Here is a 23866-nt window from a genome sequence, read left to right as displayed (position 1 = left end):
AACCATCTGACGATGATGGAGCGGCTACCACCGCCGGAGCCGCGTCGAAACGAAGACGCATTGTGTGAAGCTGCTGGGCCAGCGTCTGAATGCCAGGGACTTCGACCGACAGGTTGCCGAGTTTCAGATCCGGGTCGCCGTCCTGAACGGCTTCACCGCACTTGGCATACCCCTCACTGAAGCCGTGGGATGAGTCTGCCCCGGCAAAAGGGAAACCTCGACCCGCAGCCGATTTGTGCAACAGAGCCACGCTGGCCGCGTCCGTTCAGGTCATGATCATCCGCATCCGGCCCCGATCAAGGCCGTGCCCCCTTGAAACCTGACTACTCTGCAACGTTCGTGTCCTGGCGACCCCGGGAGGGCTCGAACCCCCAACCTTGGACTTAGAAGGTCCCTGCTCTATCCAGTTGAGCTACGGGGCCGCGCAGTGCCGTGATTGCGGCAAAGCGGGCCTTGGCGCAAGGCGGAAGCTACAGGGAACGGCTCATGAAGACGCTGTTGGGGTCGGCGCCATAACCCTCGAACGGGCCGCATTCCGCGAAGCCTGCCCCGGCATACAGCGCACGGGCCGCGCGGAAGCTGTCCTGCGCGCCCGTTTCCAGCGACAGGCGCGTCAAGCCGCCTGCCCGCGCCTCGGCGACCAGGGCCTGAAGCATCAGGCGGGAAAGCCCCTGCCCCCGCCGCTCGGCCAGAACATGCATCGACTTGATCTCGCCACCGCTCCCGGACAGCCGCTTCAGCGCCCCCATGCCGACCGGCTCGCCCGTCTCGCGCATCACCAGGAAGGTGATGGAGGGCGAGGCCAGTTCCCCGCGGGGCAGCATGTGGATGGACTCGGGCGGCGTGTCGGCGTGCATCGCCTGCACATGCCGTGCGAACAGAAGGTCAAGATCCGGCGACAGGGGGCTTTCGGCCGCGATCGTGACCGGGCCCCGGTCCCTCAATGCGTCCACGGCAGGCGACGATCGGTGGCGAAGTTCTCGCCATAGCCGCGCGGCCGGACGTTCGGCGCGCGGGGCTTCGGCTCGGTCACGATATAGTCCAGCCCCTTGGACTTCGCATAGGCCTCGGCCTCGGCGCGGGTGTCGAAGCGCAGCCGCACCTGCGACTGGGTGTCCTCGGAGGTCGTCCAGCCCATCAGCGGGTCGAGCGACGGATGGTCCTCGCGGACGAATTCAAGCACCCAGCCCTTGGTGCGCGCCACGCCGGACTGCATGGCATTGCGGGACGGCTGGTAGATGCGGACGCGCATGGGTTCCCCTTCGGCGGCTTGACGCGGGCTGGCCTCTTTTGGCGCAGGTCGCGTGCGCGATCAAGCCGCGTTCCGGATCGGCCAAAGCGGGAACGGCGCGGCCCCCCGGGGCGTTGAGACGGCGCAAGGACAGACAGGAGGATCCTCGATGACCCGTTCCCGCGCACAGGCCCGCACCCTGCCTCACCCTCATGCCCTCGGGGTGCTGATGCTGGGCGCGGCACTCGCCCTGGTTCCCTTTGCAGGCCATGCACAGACAGCGCAGCCCGGTGATGCCGCAGGCGGGCAGGCAGCGCCGATCAAGAACGCATCACCCGCCGCGAACACGGCGGGGCAATCCGCGGGCGGGGCCGCGACCGGTGCAGAGGGCAGCGGCGACTCGGGCCAGGCGGCTTCGGGTTCGGCCGCCGCAGGGGACGCGGCAGCTTCCGGCACGGGTCAGCTTCGGCAGGCGGGCGGGGTCCTGCACAATGCCGAAGGCGGCGACATGGGCACCATCCTTGTTACCGAGACCGAGTCGGGCGTGATGCATTTCGTGCTCGACGTGACCGAGGGCGCGTTGCCGGCTGGTGCCCAGCGGGCGATCCACATCCACGAGAATGGCGTCTGCGAGAGCCCGACTTTCGAAAGCGCGGGCGGCCATCTTCCCGGCGACAACGAACACGGCGTGCACTCGGGCAACGGCCCGCACCCCGGCGATCTGCCCAACATCACGATGGGCGCGGCGGGTGCGCTGCATGTCGAGTATTTCCTGCCCGGCGTGCTGATGGACAATATCCTCGATGACAACGGATCGGCCGTGATCATCCATTCGGGTGTCGACGACTACACGTCGCAGCCTTCAGGGAATGCGGGCGACCGCATCGCCTGCGCAGTGCTCGAACCGGAAAGCTGACGCCCGCACCAGCACCACGCAGGGGGCCGCCTTCCAGGGCGGCCTTTCGCCTTGAAGGGGGCGGGCGGGCGCCCCATCTTCCGTGATCGCCCCTGCTCCGTCCCTCAGGATCGCCATGGCCCACAACAACACGAACGCCCCGATGCCCATGCTGCTGCAGCCACAGCGCCGGGTGAAGCTGGAAGGCGGCAAGCGCTTCGTGATGCAAAGCGAGTTTTCCCCGGCCGGCGACCAGCCCACGGCCATCGCCGAGCTTTCCCAGGGTGTCCTGAACGGAGAGCGGGACCAGGTGCTGCTGGGGGCGACGGGCACCGGCAAGACCTACACCATGGCCAAGGTGATCGAGGAAACCCAGCGCCCGGCGATCATCCTTGCCCCGAACAAGACGCTGGCTGCGCAGTTGTACGGCGAGTTCAAGGGCTTCTTCCCCGACAACGCGGTCGAATACTTCGTCAGCTACTACGACTACTACCAGCCCGAGGCCTACGTCCCGCGCAGCGACACCTATATCGAGAAGGAATCGCAGATCAACGAGGCCATCGACCGGATGCGCCACTCGGCGACGCGCGCGCTTCTGGAACGCGACGACGTGATCATCGTGGCCTCGGTGTCCTGCATCTACGGCATCGGCTCGGTCGAGACCTATTCGGCCATGACGCAGGACATGGTCGTGGGCCAAAGCTACGACCAGCGGGGCTTCATCAACGAGCTGGTGGCGCAGCAGTACAAGCGGCTGGACACGGCCTTCCAGCGGGGTGCCTTCCGGGTGCGCGGCGACGTGGTCGAGGTCTGGCCCGCCCACCTCGAAGACCGCGCCTGGCGGTTCAGCTTCTTCGGCAACGAGCTTGAGGCGATCATCGAGTTCGACCCCCTGACCGGCGCACGCGAGGGCGATTACAAGCAGATCCGCATCTACGCCAACAGCCACTACGTCACGCCTCGGCCGACATTGCAGCAGGCGATCAAGGGGATACGGTCCGAACTTCAGGCGCGACTGCAACAGCTGACCGACGAGGGCAAGCTGCTGGAAGCCCAGCGGCTGGAACAGCGGACGAACTTCGACATCGAGATGCTCGAGGCCACGGGCGTCTGCAACGGCATCGAGAACTACAGCCGCTACCTGACCGGGCGTGCGCCGGGCGAGCCGCCGCCGACGCTGTTCGAGTTCATCCCCGACAACGCCATCGTCTTTGCCGACGAAAGCCACGTCAGCGTGCCGCAGATCGGCGGCATGTATCGGGGCGACTTCCGGCGCAAGTTCACGCTGGCCGAGTTCGGCTTCCGCCTGCCGTCCTGCATGGACAACCGCCCCCTCAAGTTCGAGGAATGGGATGCGATGCGCCCGCAGTCGGTTTTCGTGTCGGCCACTCCCAGCCAGTGGGAACTGGACCAGACCGGCGGCGTCTTCACCGAGCAGGTGATCCGCCCCACCGGCCTGCTGGACCCGGTGATCGAGATCCGCCCCGTCGAGACCCAGGTGGACGACCTGCTGGACGAGGTGCGGCAGGTATCCAGGCAGGGCTACCGCACGCTGGTCACGACCCTGACCAAGCGCATGGCCGAGGACCTTACCGAGTACCTGCACGAGCAGGGCATCCGCGTCCGCTACATGCATTCGGATATCGACACGATCGAGCGGATCGAGATCCTGCGCGACCTGCGGCTGGGCGCCTATGATGTTCTTGTGGGCATCAACTTGCTTCGCGAAGGCCTTGATATCCCTGAGTGCGGCCTTGTCGCTATTCTCGATGCGGACAAGGAGGGCTTCCTGCGGTCCGAGACCTCGCTGATCCAGACCATCGGCCGCGCAGCGCGGAACGTGGACGGGCGCGTCATCATGTATGCCGACCACATCACCGGCAGCATGGAACGCGCCATGCGCGAAACCGAACGCCGCCGCGCCAAGCAGCAGGCCTATAACGAGGCGCATGGCATCACCCCCCAGACCGTCCGCAAGAACGTGGACGACGTGCTGGCGGGGCTGTGGCAGGGCGACACCGACCAGTCGCGGATCACGACCAAGGTGGACAAGCCCCTGGTCGGGTCCAACCTTCAGGCCCATCTGGACGCGCTGCGCACGCAGATGCGCAAGGCCGCCGAGAACCTCGAGTTCGAGGAGGCCGCCCGCCTGCGCGACGAGGTCAAGCGGCTCGAGGCGGTCGAGCTGGTCGTCTCGGACGATCCGTTGGCCCGCCAGACCGCCGTCGAGGAAGCGGCCGAAGCCGCCGTCCGCTCGCAGGGTCGTTCCACTGCGGGCCGCGCCGGCCAGCGCGGCGGGAACAAGCGCAGCAAGCGGCGGGGATAACCCGGGCCCGGCAGGCCGCGACCGGCTGACTAGCGGATGGTGGCAGCGCCCTCGATCCCGGCATGGGCCATGACTTCCTCGGCCAGCGCCGTGATCTCGTCCCGACCGGGACCTGCCGGACCCTCGGCGACGGTGCCGCCGCGCCCCAGGCTTTCGGCGTAGGCCACGCGGTTGGCCAGTTGTCCGTGGGCGACATTCACGCCAAGGGCGGCCGCACTGGCAGCAACCTCGACGCCCAGCCGGGTGCCGGGCCGCGTCCGGTTCAGGACGATCATCACCGGACGCTTCTCGCGCGAGGCGAGATCCAGCACGCCCTCGGTCGCCCACAGGTCCACCTGGCTAGAGGCGACGGGAACCAGCACCAGGTCGGCCACCCGCAACGCCGGGCGCAGGTCGCTTTCGATCTTCGGCGGCGTGTCGATCAGAACCACGTCGAAGCGGCGCTTGAGCTTCTCGCCCTCGTAGCTCGCCCCCCAGGCCGACGAGGTCGAGAACTCGAGCGCGCCGTCCTCGCCGATGGCCTGCAGCCGCTCCATGAACCAGCGGCCAAGGCTGCCCTGCGGGTCGGTGTCCAGCACGGCGACCCTGAACCCCTTGCGCCGCAAGGCGACGGCAAGGTTCACGGTCAGCGTCGTCTTGCCCGAGCCGCCCTTCTGCTGCGCCACGGTGATGATCCGTCCCGCCATGCTGTCCCCGCTGCGAACCCACTCATCCTTGGGTCGCATGCACCCGGCCTCAGGGCAAGCCCGAGGGGCCGGTCCGCATGGCCCGGCTTGCATCCGCGCCGCCGTGGTGGTCTTCGTGCCTGCGCCAGACACAGCCTTGGGACCCGCGCCGCATGATCCCCGTATTCGACGGACACAACGACTTCCTGCAACGCGCGGTGGCTGCGGGCCCCGAGGCCGGTCGGCTCTGGACCCAGGGGGACGGCAGCGGTCACATGGACCTGCCCCGGCTGCGTGCGGGCGGCATGGTCGGCGGCTTCTTCGCCATGTGGGTGCCCGATGCCGAAACCGGCGACGTGGCCGAGTTGCTGCGGCAGAAGGAAAACCCGCCCTTCGACCTGCACCTGCCGCCCGAAGTCCCTTGCGACCAGGCCCTGCCCATGGCCTTCGCCCAGGCCTCGGCGCTGTTCGCGCTGGAACGAACGGGGACCCTGTCGGTCTGCCGCACCGCCGCCGAGATCCGCGCCGCGACCGAAGCCGGCCGTATCGCCGCCATCCTGCACATGGAGGGCGCAGAGCCGCTGGCCGACCTGGATGCGCTGCACCTGTGGCACGCGATGGGCTTGCGCTCGATGGGCTTTGTCTGGTCGCGGCCCACGGCCTACGGCCATGGCGTGCCGTTTGCCTTCCCGTCCCTGCCCGACCGGGGCGAGGGGCTGACCGAGCGCGGCAAGGCCCTTGTGCGCGAATGCAACGCCCTGCGAATCATCATCGACCTGTCGCACCTCAACGAGAAGGGCTGCGACGACGTGGCCCGGCTGACCAACGCCCCGCTGGTCGCCACCCATTCGGGCGTCCATGCGATCTGCGCCAGTTCGCGCAACCTGACCGACCGGCAGCTGCGCCAGGTCGCCGACACGGGCGGCGTGGTCGGCCTGAACTTCAACACCGGCTTCCTGGCCCTCGATGGCCGGCGCGAGCAGTTCCGCGGCTTCGACATCCTCTTGCGCCACCTCGACCACATGCTGGCAATCCTGGGCGACGACGGGGTGGCTCTGGGTTCGGACTTCGACGGCGCGGTGATGCCGGCCGACCTGTCCGACGTCGCCGCCCTTCCCCGGCTGCTCGACGCGATGCTGGCCCACGGCTACGGCCGCGAACTGGTCGAGAAGATCGCCTGGAAAAACTGGCTGTCCCTGGTCGAGCGCAGCTGGGGCGGGTGACTGGTTGGTGCCGGTTGAGGGATTTGAACCCCCGACCCCCTGATTACAAATCAGACGCTCTACCACTGAGCTAAACCGGCCTCGCTTTCAGATACGCGCACGCCTGGGGTGGCGCAAGCGCGGGACCACCTTGCCGCGCATTCCTCGCAAGTTTTTCCCCGCAGCACCGTTCACCCCCTTGACCCTGCGCCGCTGCAAGGCGACGGGACGGGTCGGCAGCAAAGATGAGGTCTGGCCCATGCAGGTCGCCATCCATTTCGGCACCCACGGCACCGAGCCCGAGCGGATGATCCGCACGCTGATGGAAAACCGCGACTGGCTGCTGGCCAACGGGGTCGAGGTGGTTCCCCCGGGCCGCTACAAGGGCGTGCTGGACGAGGCGCTGAGTTCGCTGAAGGGCGGCGAAGCGCCCCCCGAGATGGAGGAGGTCATCTATGACGCGCTGCTCGAGGCTGACAACGTCCAGCGCATGGTGCTGTCGCAGGCCTCGCTGATCGGCGCGCCGGTGCGCTGCCTGTCCGACAGCGGCCTGTTCCCGCAGGCGGCCGCGCGGATGCGGGCGGTGACAGCTCTGTTCCCCTCGGCCGAGGTCGAGGTGTCGCTGGCGATCCAGAACCCGGCGCTGCAGATCCCGCACCTCGTCTCTCGCATGCCCGACCCCTCGTTCGAACGCGTGCTGGGCAAGTGCGACCCGCGGCAGTTGCGCTGGGGCCCCGCCATGCAGCGCATCGTCGAGGCCATGCAGGGTCGCCGGGTGATCGTCTGGTGCTACGAGGACACGCCCCTGATCTGGCCCGAGGCCGTGCGCCGCATCGCCCGGATGCCGGCGGACGTGCCGCTGAAGTCGGGCCTTGCCGTGCTGGGCGACCTGCTGCCCCCCGAGGGCATGGCCGAGCTGAAGGAGGCGCTGACGAAATCCGGTCGCCTGACGGTCGAGGCCCGCCGCGCGATCTTCGCCGAGATGCTGGGCCGCCACGCCAAGCCGGACTCGGTACGCCAGGAAGTCGCGGTGCCGGGCTGGACGCAGGACCTGGTGGACGAGATCACCGACGCCTACGAGGAGGACGTCGCCCTGATCGCCGCCCTTCCCGGCGTCGAGTTCCTCAGCCCCTGACGAGCGCGGGCCAAAAGGAACCTCAACCGCCGCCCCTCAAGCGCGAGCAGTTTCTTCTTCGTGCAAATATCCTCGGGGGTGCGGGGGCAGACAGCCCCCGGCTCCGGCCCATCCGGCTGGCGCTCCGGCGGCTGCCCGAGCGCTCCTGCCGTCAGGCCATCCCTAGGGCGCTCTTGTACATCTCCAGGATCGCCTCTTCCTCGGCGACATCGTCCTTGTCGCGCTTGCGCAGCGCCACGATCTTGCGCATCACCTTGGTGTCGTAGCCGCGCGCCTTGGCCTCGGCCATCAGCTCCTTCTGGCGCTCGGCCACGTCCTTCTTCTCGGCGTCGAGCTGTTCATACTGTTCGATGAACTGGCGCAGCTCTCCGGCTGCGATGCCATAGGCCTGATCGTCGCTCATGTCGCTGTCCTTCGCCGCGGGAATGAGGCGCTGCAATAGGCCGTCTTGCCCGGACGCGCAATCGCCGCTAGGCCGGCAGGGCTTGAGGACTGACGGAGGCGCCATGACCATCCACGACATCCTGATCTGGGGCGGCGCGGTTCTGACTGCGCTGGGACTGGGCGGCATCGTCTGGTGCATCACGGCCGTCGCGCGGGCCAAGCGCGCGCGGCAGGACGACGCGGCCATGCGGGCCACCATGCAGCGCGTGGTGGCGGTGAACATGGGCGCGCTCGCGGCCTCGATGCTGGGGCTGATGGCGGTCGTTCTCGGCATCATGCTGCGCTGAAACGGCAATGCGGGCCCTGATCCAGCGCGTGTCGCAGGCCGAGGTCACGGTCGAGGGCCGCTCGACGGGCCGCATCGGCGCGGGCCTTCTGGTGCTGGTCTGCGCAATGGGGGGCGACGACCATGCCACGGCCGAGCGGCTGGCGGGCCGGGTCGCGCGGCTGCGCATCTTCCGCGACGAGCAGGACCGGATGAACCGCTCGGTCCAGGATATCGGCGGCGCGGTTCTGGTCGTCAGCCAGTTCACCCTGGCCGCCGACACCCGCACCGGCAACCGGCCCGGCTTTTCCACCGCCGCACCGCCGGACGAAGGTGAGCGGCTCTATCTCGCCTTTGCCGAGGCGCTGCGCGCCCAGGGGCTGCCGGTCGAGACGGGCGAGTTCGGGGCCGACATGAAGGTTTCGCTGGTCAACGACGGGCCGGTGACGATCTGGATGGACTCGGCCGACCGGAGCTGAGCCTCACGCTTCGATCAACCTCCGCGCCACGGCTTCAAGCGAGACCGGCTTCCCGCGCCGGGGGGCGATCTTCGGGGCAATCTCGGCAGCCGTCCGCAGGTCGTAACCGTTGGCCGAACTCTCGCTTTCCAGCGCCTCCCAGGACAGCGGCATGGCGACCGGCGCCCCTGCCCTTGCGCGGACGGAAAACGGAGAGATCGCAGTGGCTTGCTCCTCATTCCTCAGCCAGTCCACGAAGATCTTGCCGCTCCGCTTGGCTTTGGACATCGTGGCGACGTAGCGCTCGGGCTCTTGGGCCGCCATGAGGTGGGCGAAGGTGCGGGCGAACAGCTTGACCGTTTCCCAGGTCGCCGTTCGACGCAGGTCGGCGACGACATGGATGCCCTTGCCGCCCGTCACCATGGGCCAGGTCGGCAGGCCCAGCGCCGCAAGCCGGTCGCGGAACTGAAAGGCCGCCGCCTTGACCGCGTCGAAGCCCAGCCCTTCGTCGGGGTCGAGGTCGAAGACCAGCCGGTCGGGCCGGTCCGTGCGGTCGCGCCGCGTGCCCCGGATGTGGTATTCCACCACGCCCATCTGCGCCCCCGCAACCAGCCCGGGGACGGAGGCAACGTAGATCGCGGGCTCCTCCTCGCCTTCGATCTGGGTCTGGCGCATCTCGGCGGGAAAGCCCCTGCCTGCGTGCTTCTGGAAGAACCGCTCGCCGCCCATGCCCTCGGGCAGACGCACCAGCGCCAGCGGACGGTCGGCGCAATGGGGCAGCATCAGGGGCGCGATCCGCTCGTAATAGGCGGCGAGGTCGCCCTTGGTCACGCCTGCCTTGGGGAAGACCACGCGGTCGGCGCTGGTGACGGTCACGCCCGCGATCTTGAGGCTGCGGCCCGAGGGCTTCTCGACGCGGATGACAGGACCGGGCGGAGTCGGCGGCATCTTGTCCTCGCGCAGTCCCAGAAAGCTTGCGTGGCGCAGGATGTCATCGCGCGTCATTTCCGCATAGCGGACTTCGGCGACCAGCCGGGGCTCGATCCAGCTGGCGCCACGGGATTCCGCCTTCGGGACCCGTGTGGGCGCCGTCCTGCGGACCAGCGGGCGCATGAGCGCGGCAAGCTCCGCCTGCGTTTCCGCCGAGAACCCGGTGCCGACGCGCCCGCGATAGCGCAGGGCGCCGTCCGGCCCGTCGGGGCTGGCCAGCAGCAGCGAGGCGAAGGGTCGCCCGGCGCTTTCCGACGGCGTCCAGCCGATCACGGTCATGGCCGTGCGGTGTTCGCATTTCGTCTTGCGCCATGCGTCGCTGCGACCCGGCACATAGGGCGCGCGGGCGAGCTTGCTGACGATCCCCTCGCCCCCCGCCGCGCAGATCGCCCCCAGCGCGGCGGCTCCGTCGCCCGGCACCGCCTCACTCAATTGAACCAGCCCCAGCGGCGGAACATCGGCCAGCAGCCGCTCCAGCGCGGCGCGACGCTCGACCAGGGGCTGGTCGCGCAGGTTGTGGCCTTCCAGTTCCAGCAGGTCGAAGGCCACGAAGCCGAAGGGCCCGCCCGCCGTGATCGCCTGTTGCAGCGCCGAAAAGCCGAAGGCGCCCGCGCCCGCCACGATCTCGCCGTCAATCAGCGCGGACCGGGGCGGCAGTTCGGCCAGCGCCGGGATCAGCGAGGCAAAACGGGCCGTCCAGTCCAGCCCGTTGCGGGTGCGGATGACCGGCCCGCCCTCGCCCAGATGCACCAGCCCGCGATAGCCGTCGATCTTGATCTCGTGCAGCCAGTCCTGCCCCGAGGGCGGCGCCTCGACCAGCCGCGCGAGCATCGGTTCGGCCTGCTCGGGCAAGGGCAGCGGCTCGGTGGGGCCGAAAGGCTTTGCAGGCGCCTCGCCTGCGATTTCGGCGAAGCTGCGGTTGGTCGAGACGCTGGTCCTGTAGCGCTCCACCGGGTCGGGTCGATGAGCGGCCGCATCCTCGGCCTTGACCAGCAGCCAGTTCTCGCGCCGCTCGGACGGCTTGCCCTTGATCCGCACCAGATCCCAGGTGCCCGTCAGCCGCCGCCCGTAAAGCTGGAAGCGCAGATGGCCCTTGGAAAGCCCGCGCTCCGCGTCCTCGAGGGGGCGCCAGTGGCCCAGGTCCCACAGCATGACCGTGCCCGCGCCATACTGCCCGCCCGGGATGACGCCCTCGAAGGTGAGATAGGGGATCGGGTGGTCCTCGGTCCTGACCGCCAGCCGCTTTTCGGCGGGGTCAAGCGAGGGGCCGCGCGTGACGGCCCAGCTCAGCAGCACGCCGTCCCATTCCAGCCGCAGGTCCCAGTGCAGCCGCGTGGCGTCGTGGTTCTGCATCGAATAGCGCAGCGCCCCGGCCGAGGGCGCGCCGGCCTCGAAGGGCTCGGGCGTGGCCCCGGGGTCACGCCTGGCGCGATAATCGTCCAGCCGCGCCAATCAGCTTGCCTTGCGCGCCGGACGCTTGGCCGGGGCCTTGGCGGGCGCGTCCTCGGCCTTGGACTTCGCGCGCGAGGGTGCCTTGCCCTCCTTCTCGGGCGCGGACCCGCCCGAGGCCTTCAGGCTTTCCCGCAGCGCCTGCATCAGGTCCACGACGTTGTCCGACGACGGCTTGTCGTTGCCGGCGGTCACGCGGGGCGCACGGCCCTTGCGCTTGTCCTCGATCAGCTGCCGCAGGGCGCGGTCGAAGTTGTCATGGAAGGCCGAGGCGTCGAAGGGCGCGGTCTTCTTGTCGATCAGCGCCGTCGCCACCGTCAGCAGGTCCGAGTCGGTCTCGTCATCCTCGATGGTGTTGAACAGGGGTTCCGCGTCCTTGATCTCGTCGGCGTAGAACAGCGTCTCCATCAGTAGCCCGTCGCCGCAGGGGCGCACGGCGCACAGGTGTTCGCGCCCGTGCAGGGTCAGTTGCCCGAGGCCCGTCTTCTCGGACTTGCGCAGGGCGTCGCGCACGACGCGATAGGCATCCTCGGCCAGTTCGTCCGCGGGCACGATGTAATAGGGCTGGTCGTAGTAGAGCGGCGAGATCTCGTTGGTGCCGACGAACTGCACGAGTTCGAAGGTCTTCTTCGTTTCCAGCTTGATCGCGTCGATCTCCTCGGGCTGGATCAGCAGGTATTCGTTGTCGCCCAGCGCATAGCCCTTGAGGATCTCGTCGGTCGAGACCTTGCCGACGCCGGGCACGACCTTCTCATAGTTCACCGGCTTGCCCGAGGGACCGTGGATCTGGCGGAAGCTGATGCGCCGGCCCGATTTGGTGGCGGCGTGGATCTCGACCGGGATCGACACCAGCGACAGCCGAAGCTGGCCCTTCCAGATCGCGCGCGACGCCATGTGCCATCCCCCTGTCCGTTCCAGGGGGAAACGCCGCGTCCTGTCCGGCGGTTTCCTGTGCCGCCGCGGGCGCTTAGGGGACGAGCGATTCTTCCGCCTTGTCGGCCAGCGACTCGGCGCGCGCGGCAAGCTCGGCCATCGCCTCGGCGACGCGGGGCGGGATCACCGGCACCTCGACGCGCGGCGGGTTGGCCTTGAGCCGCCCCAGTTCGCGCTCGGCCGAGGCCAGGCGGTCTTCCAGCGTCGAGGTGCGGTCGGCCAGCATCAGCCCCGCCAGCAGCAGCAGCCGCTGTTCCGGCATCCGCCCGGCCTGTTCCAGGATCGTGCGCGCCTCGGTGTCCAGCATGGCGGCGGCGCGCTTCAGCAGCCGCTCTTCGCCTTCCTGGGCACTCAGCTCATACTGCTTGTGGCCGATGGTGAACTCGACGACGGGCATCAGCGGTAATCCTTTTCACTGTCGGCGGCTTCGGGACGGGCCGCGCCGGTGCGGGGCGGCTGGTCCTCGGCCCCGAGGTCCAGCACAGGCTCATCCTCGGGCAGCGGGTCCTCGTCGAGCACCACGCTGAGTTCCCGCACCGATGCCGTGAACTCCTCCTCGGGCAGTTCCGCCTCGTCCTCGTCATCCGGCAGGGGACGGGGCGGCGGTTCATGACCGGGGAAGGTCGCGTCGGACGCGTCGGCGTCTGCCCGCGCCCAGTTCCGCGTGGAATGGCTGCGCGGGGTCGTGGTCACGCCCAGCATCCGGTCCAGCGCGTCGAGGATCTCGCCCATCTGGGCGACCTCGGCCTCGCGCGCGGCCCGCAGCGCCTCGACCTCGGCCTGCAGCGCGGCCAGCGCCGCGGCCTCGCCGTGCTCGGCCCAGACCTCGGGGCTGGCCGACGCCTCGATCAGCGCGCGGTTGGCCTGCGCCAGTTCGTCATTCGCGGCCGCCAGGCGCGCCGCCTGCCCGCCCGCCGCCGCAAGCCGTTCGTGCGCCTCGGCCAGCCGCGCCTGCATCGCCTCGAGCGTGGCGGCCTGCCGGTCGTGCAGCGCGGCGATCTGCGGGGAAAGACCCGCGTCCGTCCCCTGGGCGGATGCGGAACTGGCGGGCCGTGGGGCGGGCGCCTGGGTCTGCATCGTGGCCATGCGGTGGGCCGCACGTTCGACGACATCGTCCAGGCGGTCCAGGGCGGCGATCAGCCGTCGCTCGGCGGCGGAAAGGTCTTTCATCGACTGGCCTCAATCTGCTCGTCCCTTTGTGGCAAAGCCGGGCGGGCAAGACAAGGCAGCGGCGTTTCCCAAGGCGCTTGCCGCCACGCGGCGCGGTTCCTATAACGCGGCCGATGCATTTTGTGGCGCGGATATCCCGAATTAGCGGCCCGGTGGCGTGAGGTTTCGCGCCGCCGGGATGACGCCTGCCCGACCGCTTTTCCCAAGGATCCCTGCCGCATGAGCGCCGACCAGACCACCCCCGACTACCGCGACACCGTCTTTCTTCCCGAAACCGATTTCCCAATGCGCGCGGGCCTTCCCCAGCGCGAGCCCGAGTGGCTGGCCCGCTGGGAGCGCCTCGGCGTCTACGACCGGCTGCGCGCCCAAGCCGGGGATCGCAAGCCCTTCGTGCTGCATGACGGCCCTCCCTATGCGAACGGGCATCTGCATATCGGGCACGCGCTGAACAAGGTGCTCAAGGACTTCATCGTCCGCAGCCAGCAGATGATGGGGCGCGATGCGCGCTATGTGCCCGGCTGGGACTGCCATGGGCTGCCGATCGAATGGAAGATCGAGGAGGAATACCGCAAGGGGGGCCGCGACAAGGACGCCGTGGACGTGGTCGAGTTCCGCCAGGAATGCCGCCGCTTCGCGGAAGGCTGGGTGGACGTCCAGCGCGAGGAGTTCAAGCGCCTCGGCATCACCGGCAAGTGGGACGACCCCTATCTGACCATGGACTATCACGCCGAGGCGGTGATCGCGGGCGAGTTCATGAAGCTCCTGATGAACGGCTCGCTCTACCAGGGCTCGAAGCCCGTGATGTGGTCGCCGGTCGAACAGACCGCCCTGGCCGAGGCCGAGGTCGAATACCACGACCATACCAGCCATCAGGTCTGGGTGGCCTTCCCCGTCGCCTCGCAGCGCGACTTCGCGCCCCTGGACGGCTGCATGAGGACGGACCTGCTGGGCGCCTCGGTCGTGATCTGGACGACGACGCCTTGGACCATCCCGCAGAACCGCGCCGTCGCCTTCGGACCGGGGATCGCCTACGGACTGTATCAGGTGACCGGAGACAAGGCGGGCACCTACCTGCTGGCCGACCAGCTTGCGCCCGGCGTTTTCGCCGCCGCCAAGCTGGAGGCCGACGCATGGCAGCGCCTGCGCGATGTGTCGTCCGAGGAACTGGCCTCGCTGGTCCTTTCCCACCCTTATCGCGGGATCGAGGGCGGCGCGGGCGAATGGGATTATGACGTGCCCCTGCTGCCCGGCGATCACGTGACCGAGGACGCGGGCACCGGCTTCGTCCACACCGCCCCCAGCCACGGCGAGGACGACTATCAGATGGGCCTGAAATACGGCCTGCCGATGACCTACAACGTCCTGCCCGACGGTAGCTACCGCGCCGACCTGCCGGTCTTCGGCGGGCAGGCGATCCTGACGCCGGACGGCAAGGAAGGCCCCGCCAACGTCGGCAACATCAAGGCGCTGGCGGCTCAGGGCGCGCTGCTGGCCAAGGGCAAGCTCAAGCACTCCTATCCGCATTCGTGGCGGTCAAAGGCCCCGCTGATCTACCGCAACACGCCCCAGTGGTTCGCCGCCATCGACAAGCCGCTGGCCGACGGCATGGGCCAATACGGCGACACGATCCGCGCCCGGGCGCTCGCCTCGATCGACCAGCTGGTACAGTGGACGCCGCAGACCGGGCGCAACCGCATCTTCTCGATGGTCGAGAACCGCCCCGACTGGGTGCTGTCGCGCCAGCGCGCCTGGGGCGTGCCGCTGACCTGCTTCACCCGGCGCGGCGCCAGGCCCGACGATGCGGACTTCCTGCTGCGCGATGAGACCGTCAACGCCCGCATCTTCGAAGCCTTCGAGAAGGACGGCGCAGATGTCTGGTATCGTTCCGATTTCAAGAACCAGGTTCTGTCCGGCATCGTGAACCCCGACGACTACGACCAGGTCACGGACGTGCTGGACGTGTGGTTCGATTCCGGCTCGACCCATGCCTTCGTGCTGCGCGACCGCGCCGACGGCTCGCCCGACGGGATCGCGGACCTTTATCTCGAAGGCACCGACCAGCATCGCGGCTGGTTCCAGTCCTCGCTGCTGCAGGCCTGCGCGACCCGGGGGCGCGCGCCCTATCGCGGCGTGCTGACCCACGGCTTCACGCTCGACGAGAAGGGCATGAAGATGTCCAAGTCGCTGGGCAACACCGTCGTCCCGGCCGAGATCATCAAGCAGTATGGCGCCGACATCCTGCGGCTGTGGGTGGCGCAGTCGGACTATACCGCCGACCAGCGGATCGGACCCGAGATCCTGAAGGGCACCGCAGACGCCTATCGCCGCCTGCGCAACACCATGCGCTTCATGCTGGGCGCGCTGGCCGGGTTCTCGGATGCCGAGCGGATCGCCCCCGCCGAGATGCCGGAACTGGAACGCTGGGTCCTGCACCGGCTGGCAGAACTGGATGCCCGCGTGCGCGAGGGCTACACCGCCTATGACTTCCAGGGCGTGTTCCGGGCGCTGTTCGACTTCGCCACGGTGGACCTGTCGGCCTTCTGGTTCGACATCCGCAAGGACGCGCTTTACTGCGACGCGCCCGACAGCCCCCGCCGCCGCGCGGTCCGCACGGTGATGGACGCGCTGTTCCACCGCCTGACGCTGTGGCTGGCGCCCATGCTGCCCTTCACGACCGAGGACATCTGGCTGTCGCGCCGCCCGTCCGAGGAGGACAGCGTCCACCTGCACGACTTCCCCGAGACTCCCGCCGAGTGGCGCGACGAGGCACTCGCCGCCAAGTGGGACGCGATCCGCCGCGCTCGCCGCGTGGTGACGGCCGCGCTGGAACTCAAGCGCGCGGACAAGACCATCGGCGCAAGCCTCGAGGCCGCGCCCGTGGTCCATGTCGAGGATGCCGCACTGCTCAAGGCGCTGCGCTCGGTCGATTTCGCCGATATCTGCATCACCAGTGCGATCAGCCTGACCGCCGACCCGGCCCCGGCCGAGGCCTTCCGCCTGCCCGAGATCCCCGGCATCGGCGTCGTCTTCGAGGAAGCCGAGGGCGAGAAATGCCAGCGCTGCTGGAAGATCCTGCCGGACGTGGGCAGCCACGATCATCCGGCCACCTGCGCCCGCTGCGACGAGGTGCTGGACGCGGCGTGAAAGAAACCGGGTGCGCGGAGAACGCGCACCCGCCCCGCAGCTCGAGGCGCGGCCCGAGCCCGGACGGATCTTCCGTTCTTCCTGACCCAAATACCCCGGGGTCCGGGGCAGCGCCCCGGCCTTGACTGGCTCAGGCCCGCAGCCCCGCAAAGGTCATCGGGTCAAGGCTGACCTGGGCGAAGGTCGGGCCCTCGGTCAGCAGGCTGACGGCATCGTGGGAATGCAGCGATTCCTGGTGGCTGGCGATCACGCGGAAGTCGCCCACGCGGGGTTCCAGTTCAAGCTCGTGGGCGAAGGCGCGCACGGCATCCTCGACGAAGATCGGGTTCGCGGCGTTCAGTTCCGCGAAGGCCTGCTCGTCCTCGCGCTTGACCATCACCTGCGTTTCCGTGGCCACGGCGCGGCGGCACAGCGCCACCATGTCCTCGAACCACAGCTTTTCCTCGCCCTCCATCACCGCCGAGATGCGGGCGACGGACCGCTGGGAATGGGGCGTCGCCAGCTGGCTTCGGGACTCGCGGGCATGTTCGGACAGTTCCAGCGAACAGGGGCAGGTCGAGGAATAGACATAGTCGAAGTGCATGACCTTCAGGCGCTGCCCGCCCTGGTCGATAAGCTCCATCGCGATGTCATAATACTGCCAGCCTTCCAACCCCGACCGCAGCGATTCGACCCGCATCGGATAGGACAGCCGCATCTGCAGCCGGGCGTCGAAGGAATCGAGGTGGTCCTTGTAGTCGCTGACCGCCGCCGCCAGCACGCCCAGCGAGAACTGCTTTTCCGCATGGGCGTAGAAGGACCGCATGATGCGGCTCATGTTGATGCCCTTGCGGTCGGCGTCCAGGCTGACGGTGCCGGTCACGCTGGTTTCCAGCACGATCTCGCCCCCGTCCTTCCGGCGATAGCGGATCGGCAGGCGGAAGTTCGAGATGCCGACGTGCTGGATGACCTTGCGGGCGCCCACGATCAGGCTCGCCGGGCCGTTCTGCAGGTCGGGCAGGCTGGCGCGATACTGTTCGTCCACCTTGAAGTCGGCCGGATAGGTCCGGCTGAGCGCGGGATAGACGGGAACGAACGGCTTGTTGCGGGTCATGGGCGCGTCCAGGGCAAGGGTTGGCCCGAATATGGTGAACCGGCCCCGAAAGGCTAGAGGCTCAGGCCAGCGCCCCCAGAAGATCGGCGATCAGGTCGTCCTCGTGTTCCAGCCCTACGGACAGGCGCACCAGCCCCGGCCCGATGCCCAGCGTGGCGCGATCGGCCTCGCTCAGCCGCTGGTGCGTGGTCGTGGCCGGATGGGTGGCGATGGACTTGGCGTCGCCCAGGTTGTTCGAGATCGACACCAGTTCCAGCCGGTTCAGCATGGCAAAGGCGGCCTCCTGCGAGCCGAGGTCGAAGGCGACCATCGTGCCGCCCGAGCCCATCTGCCGCATGGCAAGCTGGTGCTGGGGATGCGAGGGCAGCCCCGGATAGATCACCGGCAAACCGGCGCCCTGGAGCGCCTGGGCCACGGCCAGCGCGCTGTCGGCCATGGCGCGCACGCGCAGGTCCATCGTGGTCAGCCCGTTCAGCATGATCCAGGCGTTGAAGGGGCTGATCGCGCCCCCCGTGTGCTTGAGATAGGGCTCGGCCACGTTCCGCACGAAGTCGCGGGTGCCGCAGATCACGCCGCCCAGCGCCCGGCCCCCGCCGTCCACATGCTTGGTCGTGGAATAAACGACCACATCCGCTCCCTGCTCGACCGCGCGGGAAAAGACCGGGGTCGCGAAGACGTTGTCGGCCACGACCAGCGCGCCCGCCGCATGGGCGATCCCGGCGATGCCGGTGATGTCCATGACTTCCAGCGTGGGGTTCGAGACCGTCTCGAAGAAGCAGGCCTTCGTCCCCGGCGTCACGGCCGTGCGCCACTGGTCAAGGTCGGTGCCGTCCACCAGCACCACGTCCACGCCGAATTTCTTCAGCACGTCCAGGACGTAAAGGCAGGAACCGAACAACTGGCGCGAGGCCACCACGCGGTCGCCCGGGGCAACCATGCTCATCAGCGCGCCGTTCACGGCGGCCATGCCGGACGCGGTGGCAAAGGCGTCCTCGGTCCCTTCCAGCGAGGCCATGCGGTCCTCGAACATCCGGCTGGTGGGGTTGCCGTAGCGGGCATAGATGAACTCGTCGGAACCCACCTTCTGGAACCGCGCCTCGGCCTGCTCGGCGGTGTCATAGGCGAAGCCCTGGGTCAGGAACAGCGCCTCGGCCATCTCGCCATACTGGCTGCGACGGATGCCGTGGTGGACGGAACGGGTGCGGGGGTGAAGCTTGCGATCGGCCATGCGGGGCCGATACTCCCATGGCCGAAAAAGCGCAATCACCCCCTTGACGCTTCCGAAGCCGGCTCTAGGTTCAAGACTTGACCGGGCCCCTCTGGCGATCTCTGCGGATCGTGATGTCGGTCACATCACGCAACTCATGCAGAGGACGACATGGAGCTGACCTCCCTTTTTCTTGGCAAGCCCGTTTGGCTGTGGGCGATCTTCCTGGCACTGGTGCTGGTGCTTCTGGTGCTGGACCTCGGCGTCCTGAACCGGGGCCAGCGCGAGATCGGCGTACGCAAGTCGCTGCTTCTTTCGGCCTTCTACATCGGCATCGGCCTGGCCTTCGGCGGCTTCGTCTGGGCGCAGCTTGGCCAGCAGTCGGCCGTCGAATACTGGACCGGCTTCGTGGTGGAAAAGTCGCTGGCGATGGACAACGTCTTCGTCATCGCCACGATCTTCGGCTTCTTCGCCGTGCCCCGCCACCTGCAGCACCGGGTGCTGTTCTGGGGCATCCTGGGCGTGATCGTCCTGCGCGCGATCATGATCGGCTTCGGCGCGGCGCTGGTGCAGCGCTATGAATGGGTGCTGCTGGTCTTTGCCGTCTTCCTGATCTTCACCGGCATCAAGATGCTGTGGTCGGGGCACGAGGACGAGGGCGACCTGTCGCAGAACCGCGCCCTGCGCTGGATGCAGCGCCACCTGCGCGTGACCGACGGCTTCGTGGGCAACCGCTTCTTCGTCCGCCAGCCCGGCCGGTCGGGCAAGCTGCAGCTGTTCGTCACGCCGCTGTTCCTGGCGCTGATCGTGATCGAGTTCGCCGACCTTGTCTTCGCCGTCGACTCGGTGCCCGCGATCTTCGCGATCACGACCGACCCCTACCTGGTCTATACCTCGAACATCTTCGCCATCCTGGGCCTGCGGGCGCTGTATTTCGCGCTGGCCGCGATCCTGCACCGCTTCGCCTATCTCAAGCCCGCGCTGGCCGCGCTGCTGATCTTCATCGGCGGCAAGGTGATCGTGGCCGAGATCCTGGGGATCGAGAAGGTGCCGCCGATGATCTCGCTGGCCGTGACCTTCGCCATCCTGGCCGCGGGCGTCATCGTCTCGCTGGTCAAGACCGCGCCGGGTCATGATGCCGCGCTGAAGAAGGACGAGGCGGCCGAGCGTCTGGCCGGGAAGGCCGTGGGGCAGCAGGGCAATCCTGTTAACTGAGGCCCTGCAAACGTGAACGGAATGGGAACGCGGGCTTTGCAGAAAGGCCCGCGTTCTCTATGTTGCAGCCCATGAGCCAGTTCGACGATCACGACGCCTTCGAGGCCGCCGCCCGACCCTCCCTGTCCCAGCGCGCGATGGTGGGCCGGGGCGCGCCCTATCTGGACGGGCTGAACCCGGCGCAGCGGCTGGCGGTGGAAACGCTGGACGGCCCCGTGCTGCTGCTGGCGGGCGCCGGCACCGGCAAGACCCGTGCGCTGACCACGCGAATCGCGCATCTGCTGATGCAGGGCCGTGCCACGCCCGGCCGCATCCTGGCCGTGACCTTCACCAACAAGGCCGCGCGCGAGATGAAGGAGCGGGTGGCCCGCCTGATGGGCGAAACGGTCGAAGGGATGCCCTGGCTCGGCACCTTCCATTCGATCAGCGTCAAGATCCTGCGCCGCCATGCGGAACTGGTGGGCGACGGCACGCTGCATCTGAAATCCAGCTTCACGATCCTGGACACCGACGACCAGATCCGGCTTCTGAAGCAGCTGATCGCGGCCGAGAACATCGACGACAAGCGCTGGCCCGCGCGGATGCTGGCCGGGCTGATCGACGACTGGAAGAACCGCGCGCTGACGCCCTCGCGCGTGCCCGAAGGCGAATCGCACGCCTATGACGGCAAGGGCGCGGCGCTTTACGCGCAATACCAGCGGCGGCTTCTGGAACTGAACGCCGTCGATTTCGGCGACCTGCTGCTGCATTGCGTGATGATCTTCCAGGCGCACCCTGACGTGCTGGCGCAGTGGCAGGAGCGCTTCCGCTATATCCTCGTGGACGAATACCAGGACACCAACGTCGCGCAGTACCTGTGGCTGCGGCTGCTGGCGCAGGCACATCGCAACATCTGCTGCGTGGGCGACGACGACCAGTCGATCTACGGTTGGCGCGGGGCCGAGGTCGGCAACATCCTGCGGTTCGAGGCGGATTTCCCCGGCGCGCAGGTCATCCGGCTGGAACAGAACTACCGCTCCACCCCGCACATCCTCGCCGCCGCCTCGGGGCTGATCGCGGCGAACAAGGGGCGCCTCGGCAAGACCCTCTGGACCGAGCATACCGAAGGCGAAAAGGTCCGCCTGATCGGCCACTGGGACAGCGAGGCCGAGGCCCGCTGGATCGGCGAGGAGATCGAGGCATTCCACGGCGGTCACCGCCACTCCGTCGGCCGGCGCAGCCTGAACGACATCGCGATCCTCGTGCGCGCGTCCCACCAGATGCGGGCCTTCGAGGACCGCTTCATGACCATCGGCCTGCCCTATCGCGTGATCGGCGGCCCCCGCTTCTACGAGCGGCAGGAAATCCGCGACGCGATGGCCTATTTCCGGCTGGCCGTCAGCCCCACGGACGACCTGGCCTTCGAGCGGATCGTGAACACCCCCAAGCGCGGGCTGGGCGACAAGGCGCTGCAGACGATCCAGCGCGAAGCGCGGGCGGAAGGGTTGTCGCTGCTGGAAGGCGCGGCGGCCGTGGTCGCCTCGGGTGCGCTGACCGGCAAGGGCGCGGCCAACCTGCGGCAGTTCACGCAGTTCATGGGCCGCTGGCACGCCGACGCGCTGGATACGACCGTGAACCACGTCGAACTGGCCGAACGCATCCTGGACGAATCCGGCTATACGGCGATGTGGCAGAACGACCGCTCGCCCGACGCACCGGGGCGGCTCGACAACCTCAAGGAACTCGTCAAGGCGCTGGAGGAGTTCGACAACCTCCAGGGCTTCCTGGAACATGTCGCGCTGGTCATGGACGCCTCGGACAGCGAGCAGGCCGAGGAGGTCTCGATCATGACCCTTCACGCCGCCAAGGGCCTGGAATACCCCATCGTCTTCCTGCCGGGGTGGGAGGACGGGCTGTTCCCCAGCCAGCGCAGCATGGACGAATCCGGCCTGAAGGGGCTCGAGGAGGAACGCCGCCTCGCCTATGTCGGCCTGACGCGCGCCGAGGAGCTTGCGACCATCACCTTCGCCGGCAACCGCCGGATGTACGGGCAATGGCAGTCGTCCCTGCCCTCACGCTTCATCGACGAACTGCCCGAGGAGCATGTCGAGGTGCTGACGCCCCCCGGCCTTTACGGCGGCGGCTTCGGGGCCGCGGCGCAGGTCATGGGCCAGCCCTTCGCGCAGTCGGCCATGCATGACCGCGCCAGCCGCGCCGATGTCTACAACTCGCCCGGATGGAAGCGGATGCAGGAACGCGCGGCGGCGCGCCCGGCCCCCTCGCACCGCCCGCCCATCGTGATCGACGCCGAGCCCGCTGCGCGCTTTGCCGTGGGTGACCGGGTGTTCCACCAGAAGTTCGGCACCGGCAGCGTGATGGGCATCGCCGAGGACACCTTGACGGTCGAGTTCCCGGCGGGCTTCAAGACCATCAAGGCGGCTTACGTCCAGCCCGCCTCGGACGCGGCGTCGGACGACGTGCCCTTCTGAGACAGAACGAAAAGGCAGCCCATGTCACCCAAGCTGAAGGCCGCGCTCGACTACGGGCCGCTGATCGTGTTCCTCGCGGTGTTCCTGCTCTACCGCGACCAGGACGTCGTGTTGTGGGGCCAGACCTACCCCGGCCTGATCCTTGCGACGCTGGTCTTCGTGCCGCTGACGGTGCTGGCCAATGCCGTGCTGTGGAAGAAGACGGGCGAGCTGTCGGTCATGCAGCTCGTGACGCTGGTCGTGGTGGTGGTCTTCGGCGGGCTGACGATCTGGCTGAACGACCCGCGCTTCATCAAGATGAAGCCGACGCTGATCTACCTGACCTTCGCGGCGCTGCTGGCGCTGGGCGCGATGCTGGGCCGCAACTGGCTGGGCCGCGCGCTGGGCGAGGCCATCCCCCTGTCGCCCGAGGGCTGGCGCATCCTGACCCACCGCATCATCTGGTTCTGCCTCGGCCTTGCCGCGCTGAACGAGGTGATCTGGCGCACGCAGAGCGACACCACCTGGGTGGTCTTCAAGACCGTGGGGCTGATCGTCCTGACGATGCTGTTCTTCGTCGGGAACGCCCCGCTGTTCAATCGCCATGCCCTGCAGGCGCAGGACAACGGCGATTCGCCGCGCTGACAGCCCCGGCTCTGCGCCCCGCACCTGCGGCTCGCCTAGCCCCTGAGGCCATGTGGCAAGCTCGGCCACCCCGCATGGCCCGGCACTATCCGGCGCCCGGACCGGCCGCCGGTCTTCTGTCTTGAAATATCCCGGGCAGGCGCAAGGCGCCGGGAGCAAAGCCCCCCTATTCCGCAACGAAAAAACCGCGCCACGGTCACACCGGGCGCGGTCCTGATCCTTGCGGAACGGCAGATCTTACTTGATCTTGCCTTCCTTGTATTCGACGTGCTTGCGCACGACGGGGTCGTACTTGTTGACGGTCATCTTCTCGGTCATGGTCCGGGCGTTCTTCTTGGTGACATAGAAGTGCCCGGTGCCCGCCGTCGAGTTCAGACGGATCTTGATCGTCGTCGGCTTCGCCATTGGTCCTGCTCCTGCTTCGGGGCGGCCAGTGGCCCGTCCGATAACCCCGTGAAATCTGTGAAGCCCGCCTTTTAAGGCGAACGCTGCCCAAGTCAACCCGAATCTGCGCGAAAGCCCTTGGTAATCATGCGCGGATGGCCTGTAAGCCGGGTTCTGTCCGGGGGTGCCCTTTTCGAGGGGGCGCCCCGTGGATGACCATTCCTCTGGTCCCGCCGTTGCCGACGGGCTCTAGCTGCCAACCCGGATCTGCTGGGGCGCAGGCAGCCCTGCGGGGTTGCCCCCGCGCGCGATCCCTATTCGGCATTGCTCCTGGTGGGGCTTGCCGTGCCGGTCCGGTTGCCCGTCCCGCGGTGGGCTCTTGCCCCACCGTTTCACCCTTGCCCCCGGCTTGCGGGGGCGGTCTGTTCTCTGTGGCGCTTTCCCTGGGGTTGCCCCCGCCGGGCGTTACCCGGCACCATGCCTGCATGGAGCCCGGACTTTCCTCGGACGCATCAAGCGCCCGCGGTCATCCGGCCATCCGCGCAAGCGCGCAGATAGGGGGCCGTCG

Annotated in this window: 21 protein-coding genes, 2 tRNA genes, 1 other RNA gene and 1 pseudogene; 11 read left to right on the top strand and 14 right to left on the bottom strand. The window is 68.3% G+C overall.

Translation table 11 applies throughout. The annotated features are described in order from the left end of the window. Positions 1-16: 16 nt before the first annotated feature. Positions 17-193, top strand: a pseudogene (locus CK240_RS05035) (IS5/IS1182 family transposase); the annotation flags it as partial. Positions 194-345: 152 nt separating this feature from the next. Here CK240_RS05035 and CK240_RS05030 read toward each other — a convergent pair. The 3 genes from CK240_RS05030 to CK240_RS05020 all read right to left on the bottom strand — a co-directional run bounded on the left by CK240_RS05030 (position 346) and on the right by CK240_RS05020 (position 1252). Next, positions 346-422, bottom strand: a tRNA-Arg gene (locus tag CK240_RS05030). 48 nt (positions 423-470) lie between these two features. Beyond that, on the bottom strand, positions 471-944 hold the full coding sequence (locus CK240_RS05025) for a GNAT family N-acetyltransferase (protein WP_420818603.1): 474 nt from the start codon (positions 942-944) through the stop codon (positions 471-473). Then, positions 941-1252, bottom strand: coding sequence for an ETC complex I subunit (locus CK240_RS05020; protein ID WP_095639215.1), 312 nt, complete (start codon positions 1250-1252; stop codon positions 941-943). Before CK240_RS05020 ends, CK240_RS05025 begins: the two co-directional genes overlap by 4 nt. 208 nt (positions 1253-1460) lie before the next feature. Here CK240_RS05020 and CK240_RS05015 point away from each other — a divergent pair, with 208 nt between their 5' ends. Then, positions 1461-2147, top strand: a complete 687-nt coding sequence (locus CK240_RS05015) for a superoxide dismutase family protein (RefSeq protein ID WP_240517293.1) — start codon at positions 1461-1463, stop codon at positions 2145-2147. Positions 2148-2262: 115 nt separating this feature from the next. Then, positions 2263-4452, top strand: coding sequence for an excinuclease ABC subunit UvrB (uvrB, locus tag CK240_RS05010; protein WP_095639213.1), 2190 nt, complete (start codon positions 2263-2265; stop codon positions 4450-4452). Between the two features lie 29 nt (positions 4453-4481). On the opposite strand, the gene parA is transcribed toward uvrB, so the two are convergent. Then, entirely contained in the window at positions 4482-5138 is a 657-nt protein-coding gene (parA, locus tag CK240_RS05005; RefSeq protein WP_095639212.1) for a ParA family partition ATPase, read from the bottom strand. Positions 5139-5290: 152 nt separating this feature from the next. Here parA and CK240_RS05000 point away from each other — a divergent pair, with 152 nt between their 5' ends. Beyond that, positions 5291-6340: a dipeptidase gene (locus CK240_RS05000; protein WP_095639211.1), complete on the top strand. Its 1050-nt coding sequence runs from the start codon at positions 5291-5293 to the stop codon at positions 6338-6340. Positions 6341-6345: 5 nt separating this feature from the next. Here CK240_RS05000 and CK240_RS04995 read toward each other — a convergent pair. After that, positions 6346-6420, bottom strand: a tRNA-Thr gene (locus CK240_RS04995). A 158-nt stretch (positions 6421-6578) separates the two neighbouring features. On the opposite strand from CK240_RS04995, the gene CK240_RS04990 reads away from it, so the two are divergent. Continuing rightward, a complete protein-coding gene (locus tag CK240_RS04990; protein WP_095639210.1) occupies positions 6579-7454 on the top strand; it encodes a hypothetical protein in 876 nt (291 codons plus the stop codon). Between the two features lie 151 nt (positions 7455-7605). Here CK240_RS04990 and CK240_RS04985 read toward each other — a convergent pair whose 3' ends face one another. Further along, positions 7606-7857, bottom strand: coding sequence for a DUF2312 domain-containing protein (locus tag CK240_RS04985; RefSeq protein ID WP_095639209.1), 252 nt, complete (start codon positions 7855-7857; stop codon positions 7606-7608). A gap of 103 nt (positions 7858-7960) precedes the next feature. Here CK240_RS04985 and CK240_RS04980 point away from each other — a divergent pair, with 103 nt between their 5' ends. Next, entirely contained in the window at positions 7961-8185 is a 225-nt protein-coding gene (locus CK240_RS04980; RefSeq protein ID WP_095639208.1) for a hypothetical protein, read from the top strand. Between the two features lie 7 nt (positions 8186-8192). Beyond that, the gene (gene dtd / locus CK240_RS04975; protein ID WP_095639207.1) at positions 8193-8642 is read left to right on the top strand and encodes a D-aminoacyl-tRNA deacylase; all 450 of its coding nucleotides are present in this window, start codon (positions 8193-8195) and stop codon (positions 8640-8642) included. Positions 8643-8645: 3 nt separating this feature from the next. Here dtd and ligD read toward each other — a convergent pair whose 3' ends face one another. From ligD to CK240_RS18610, 4 genes are all read right to left on the bottom strand, one after another. After that, positions 8646-11063: a DNA ligase D gene (ligD, locus tag CK240_RS04970; RefSeq protein ID WP_095639206.1), complete on the bottom strand. Its 2418-nt coding sequence runs from the start codon at positions 11061-11063 to the stop codon at positions 8646-8648. Then, positions 11064-11954: a non-homologous end joining protein Ku gene (gene ku / locus CK240_RS04965; RefSeq protein ID WP_095639205.1), complete on the bottom strand. Its 891-nt coding sequence runs from the start codon at positions 11952-11954 to the stop codon at positions 11064-11066. Between the two features lie 73 nt (positions 11955-12027). After that, positions 12028-12390 (bottom strand): cell division protein ZapA, encoded by a 363-nt coding sequence (locus CK240_RS04960; protein ID WP_095639204.1) that lies wholly within the window; start codon positions 12388-12390, stop codon positions 12028-12030. Continuing rightward, positions 12390-13163, bottom strand: a complete 774-nt coding sequence (locus CK240_RS18610) for a hypothetical protein (RefSeq protein ID WP_167649961.1) — start codon at positions 13161-13163, stop codon at positions 12390-12392. The genes CK240_RS04960 and CK240_RS18610 overlap by 1 nt, the downstream gene beginning before the upstream one ends. A 219-nt stretch (positions 13164-13382) precedes the next feature. Here CK240_RS18610 and ileS point away from each other — a divergent pair, with 219 nt between their 5' ends. Next, a complete protein-coding gene (gene ileS / locus CK240_RS04950) occupies positions 13383-16307 on the top strand; it encodes an isoleucine--tRNA ligase (protein WP_095639203.1) in 2925 nt (974 codons plus the stop codon). Positions 16308-16437: 130 nt separating this feature from the next. Here the strand turns inward: ileS and folE2 are convergent, their stop codons facing one another. Further along, positions 16438-17400 (bottom strand): GTP cyclohydrolase FolE2, encoded by a 963-nt coding sequence (gene folE2 / locus CK240_RS04945; protein ID WP_095639202.1) that lies wholly within the window; start codon positions 17398-17400, stop codon positions 16438-16440. Positions 17401-17461: 61 nt separating this feature from the next. Further along, a complete protein-coding gene (gene metZ / locus CK240_RS04940) occupies positions 17462-18628 on the bottom strand; it encodes an O-succinylhomoserine sulfhydrylase (RefSeq protein ID WP_095639201.1) in 1167 nt (388 codons plus the stop codon). Positions 18629-18778: 150 nt separating this feature from the next. On the opposite strand from metZ, the gene CK240_RS04935 reads away from it, so the two are divergent. The 3 genes from CK240_RS04935 to CK240_RS04925 all read left to right on the top strand — a co-directional run bounded on the left by CK240_RS04935 (position 18779) and on the right by CK240_RS04925 (position 22914). Beyond that, positions 18779-19822, top strand: a complete 1044-nt coding sequence (locus CK240_RS04935; protein ID WP_095639200.1) for a TerC family protein — start codon at positions 18779-18781, stop codon at positions 19820-19822. A 71-nt stretch (positions 19823-19893) separates the two neighbouring features. Then, positions 19894-22290 (top strand): ATP-dependent helicase, encoded by a 2397-nt coding sequence (locus tag CK240_RS04930; RefSeq protein WP_095639199.1) that lies wholly within the window; start codon positions 19894-19896, stop codon positions 22288-22290. Between the two features lie 21 nt (positions 22291-22311). Further along, on the top strand, positions 22312-22914 hold the full coding sequence (locus CK240_RS04925) for an inner membrane-spanning protein YciB (RefSeq protein ID WP_095639198.1): 603 nt from the start codon (positions 22312-22314) through the stop codon (positions 22912-22914). Between the two features lie 237 nt (positions 22915-23151). Here CK240_RS04925 and rpmG read toward each other — a convergent pair whose 3' ends face one another. Together rpmG and rnpB are read right to left on the bottom strand one after the other, a co-directional pair. Next, complete coding sequence (rpmG, locus tag CK240_RS04920) at positions 23152-23319, bottom strand: 50S ribosomal protein L33 (protein WP_011750518.1); 168 nt, start codon at positions 23317-23319, stop codon at positions 23152-23154. Positions 23320-23445: 126 nt separating this feature from the next. Next, positions 23446-23840, bottom strand: an RNA gene (gene rnpB / locus CK240_RS04915) — RNase P RNA component class A. Between the last annotated feature and the right edge of the window lie 26 nt (positions 23841-23866).

It is taken from the genome of Paracoccus salipaludis, assembly GCF_002287065.1.
Lineage (GTDB): Bacteria > Pseudomonadota > Alphaproteobacteria > Rhodobacterales > Rhodobacteraceae > Paracoccus > Paracoccus salipaludis.
This window is presented reverse-complemented; position numbering and strand designations above follow the sequence as displayed.

What these genes read in the sequence shown, in the direction of transcription:
- CK240_RS04935 (WP_095639200.1), top strand. Translation starts at nt 18,779, where the DNA reads ATGGAGCTGACCTCCCTTTTTCTTGGCAAGCCCGTTTGGCTGTGGGCG.
- CK240_RS04980 (WP_095639208.1), top strand. Translation starts at nt 7,961, where the DNA reads ATGACCATCCACGACATCCTGATCTGGGGCGGCGCGGTTCTGACTGCG.
- metZ (WP_095639201.1), bottom strand. Translation starts at nt 18,628, where the DNA reads ATGGCCGATCGCAAGCTTCACCCCCGCACCCGTTCCGTCCACCACGGC.
- CK240_RS04960 (WP_095639204.1), bottom strand. Translation starts at nt 12,390, where the DNA reads ATGCCCGTCGTCGAGTTCACCATCGGCCACAAGCAGTATGAGCTGAGT.
- folE2 (WP_095639202.1), bottom strand. Translation starts at nt 17,400, where the DNA reads ATGACCCGCAACAAGCCGTTCGTTCCCGTCTATCCCGCGCTCAGCCGG.
- CK240_RS04930 (WP_095639199.1), top strand. Translation starts at nt 19,894, where the DNA reads ATGAGCCAGTTCGACGATCACGACGCCTTCGAGGCCGCCGCCCGACCC.
- CK240_RS05020 (WP_095639215.1), bottom strand. Translation starts at nt 1,252, where the DNA reads ATGCGCGTCCGCATCTACCAGCCGTCCCGCAATGCCATGCAGTCCGGC.
- CK240_RS04990 (WP_095639210.1), top strand. Translation starts at nt 6,579, where the DNA reads ATGCAGGTCGCCATCCATTTCGGCACCCACGGCACCGAGCCCGAGCGG.
- CK240_RS04925 (WP_095639198.1), top strand. Translation starts at nt 22,312, where the DNA reads ATGTCACCCAAGCTGAAGGCCGCGCTCGACTACGGGCCGCTGATCGTG.
- CK240_RS18610 (WP_167649961.1), bottom strand. Translation starts at nt 13,163, where the DNA reads ATGAAAGACCTTTCCGCCGCCGAGCGACGGCTGATCGCCGCCCTGGAC.
- CK240_RS05000 (WP_095639211.1), top strand. Translation starts at nt 5,291, where the DNA reads ATGATCCCCGTATTCGACGGACACAACGACTTCCTGCAACGCGCGGTG.
- parA (WP_095639212.1), bottom strand. Translation starts at nt 5,138, where the DNA reads ATGGCGGGACGGATCATCACCGTGGCGCAGCAGAAGGGCGGCTCGGGC.
- dtd (WP_095639207.1), top strand. Translation starts at nt 8,193, where the DNA reads ATGCGGGCCCTGATCCAGCGCGTGTCGCAGGCCGAGGTCACGGTCGAG.
- uvrB (WP_095639213.1), top strand. Translation starts at nt 2,263, where the DNA reads ATGGCCCACAACAACACGAACGCCCCGATGCCCATGCTGCTGCAGCCA.
- ileS (WP_095639203.1), top strand. Translation starts at nt 13,383, where the DNA reads ATGAGCGCCGACCAGACCACCCCCGACTACCGCGACACCGTCTTTCTT.
- CK240_RS04985 (WP_095639209.1), bottom strand. Translation starts at nt 7,857, where the DNA reads ATGAGCGACGATCAGGCCTATGGCATCGCAGCCGGAGAGCTGCGCCAG.
- rpmG (WP_011750518.1), bottom strand. Translation starts at nt 23,319, where the DNA reads ATGGCGAAGCCGACGACGATCAAGATCCGTCTGAACTCGACGGCGGGC.
- CK240_RS05015 (WP_240517293.1), top strand. Translation starts at nt 1,461, where the DNA reads ATGCTGGGCGCGGCACTCGCCCTGGTTCCCTTTGCAGGCCATGCACAG.
- ku (WP_095639205.1), bottom strand. Translation starts at nt 11,954, where the DNA reads ATGGCGTCGCGCGCGATCTGGAAGGGCCAGCTTCGGCTGTCGCTGGTG.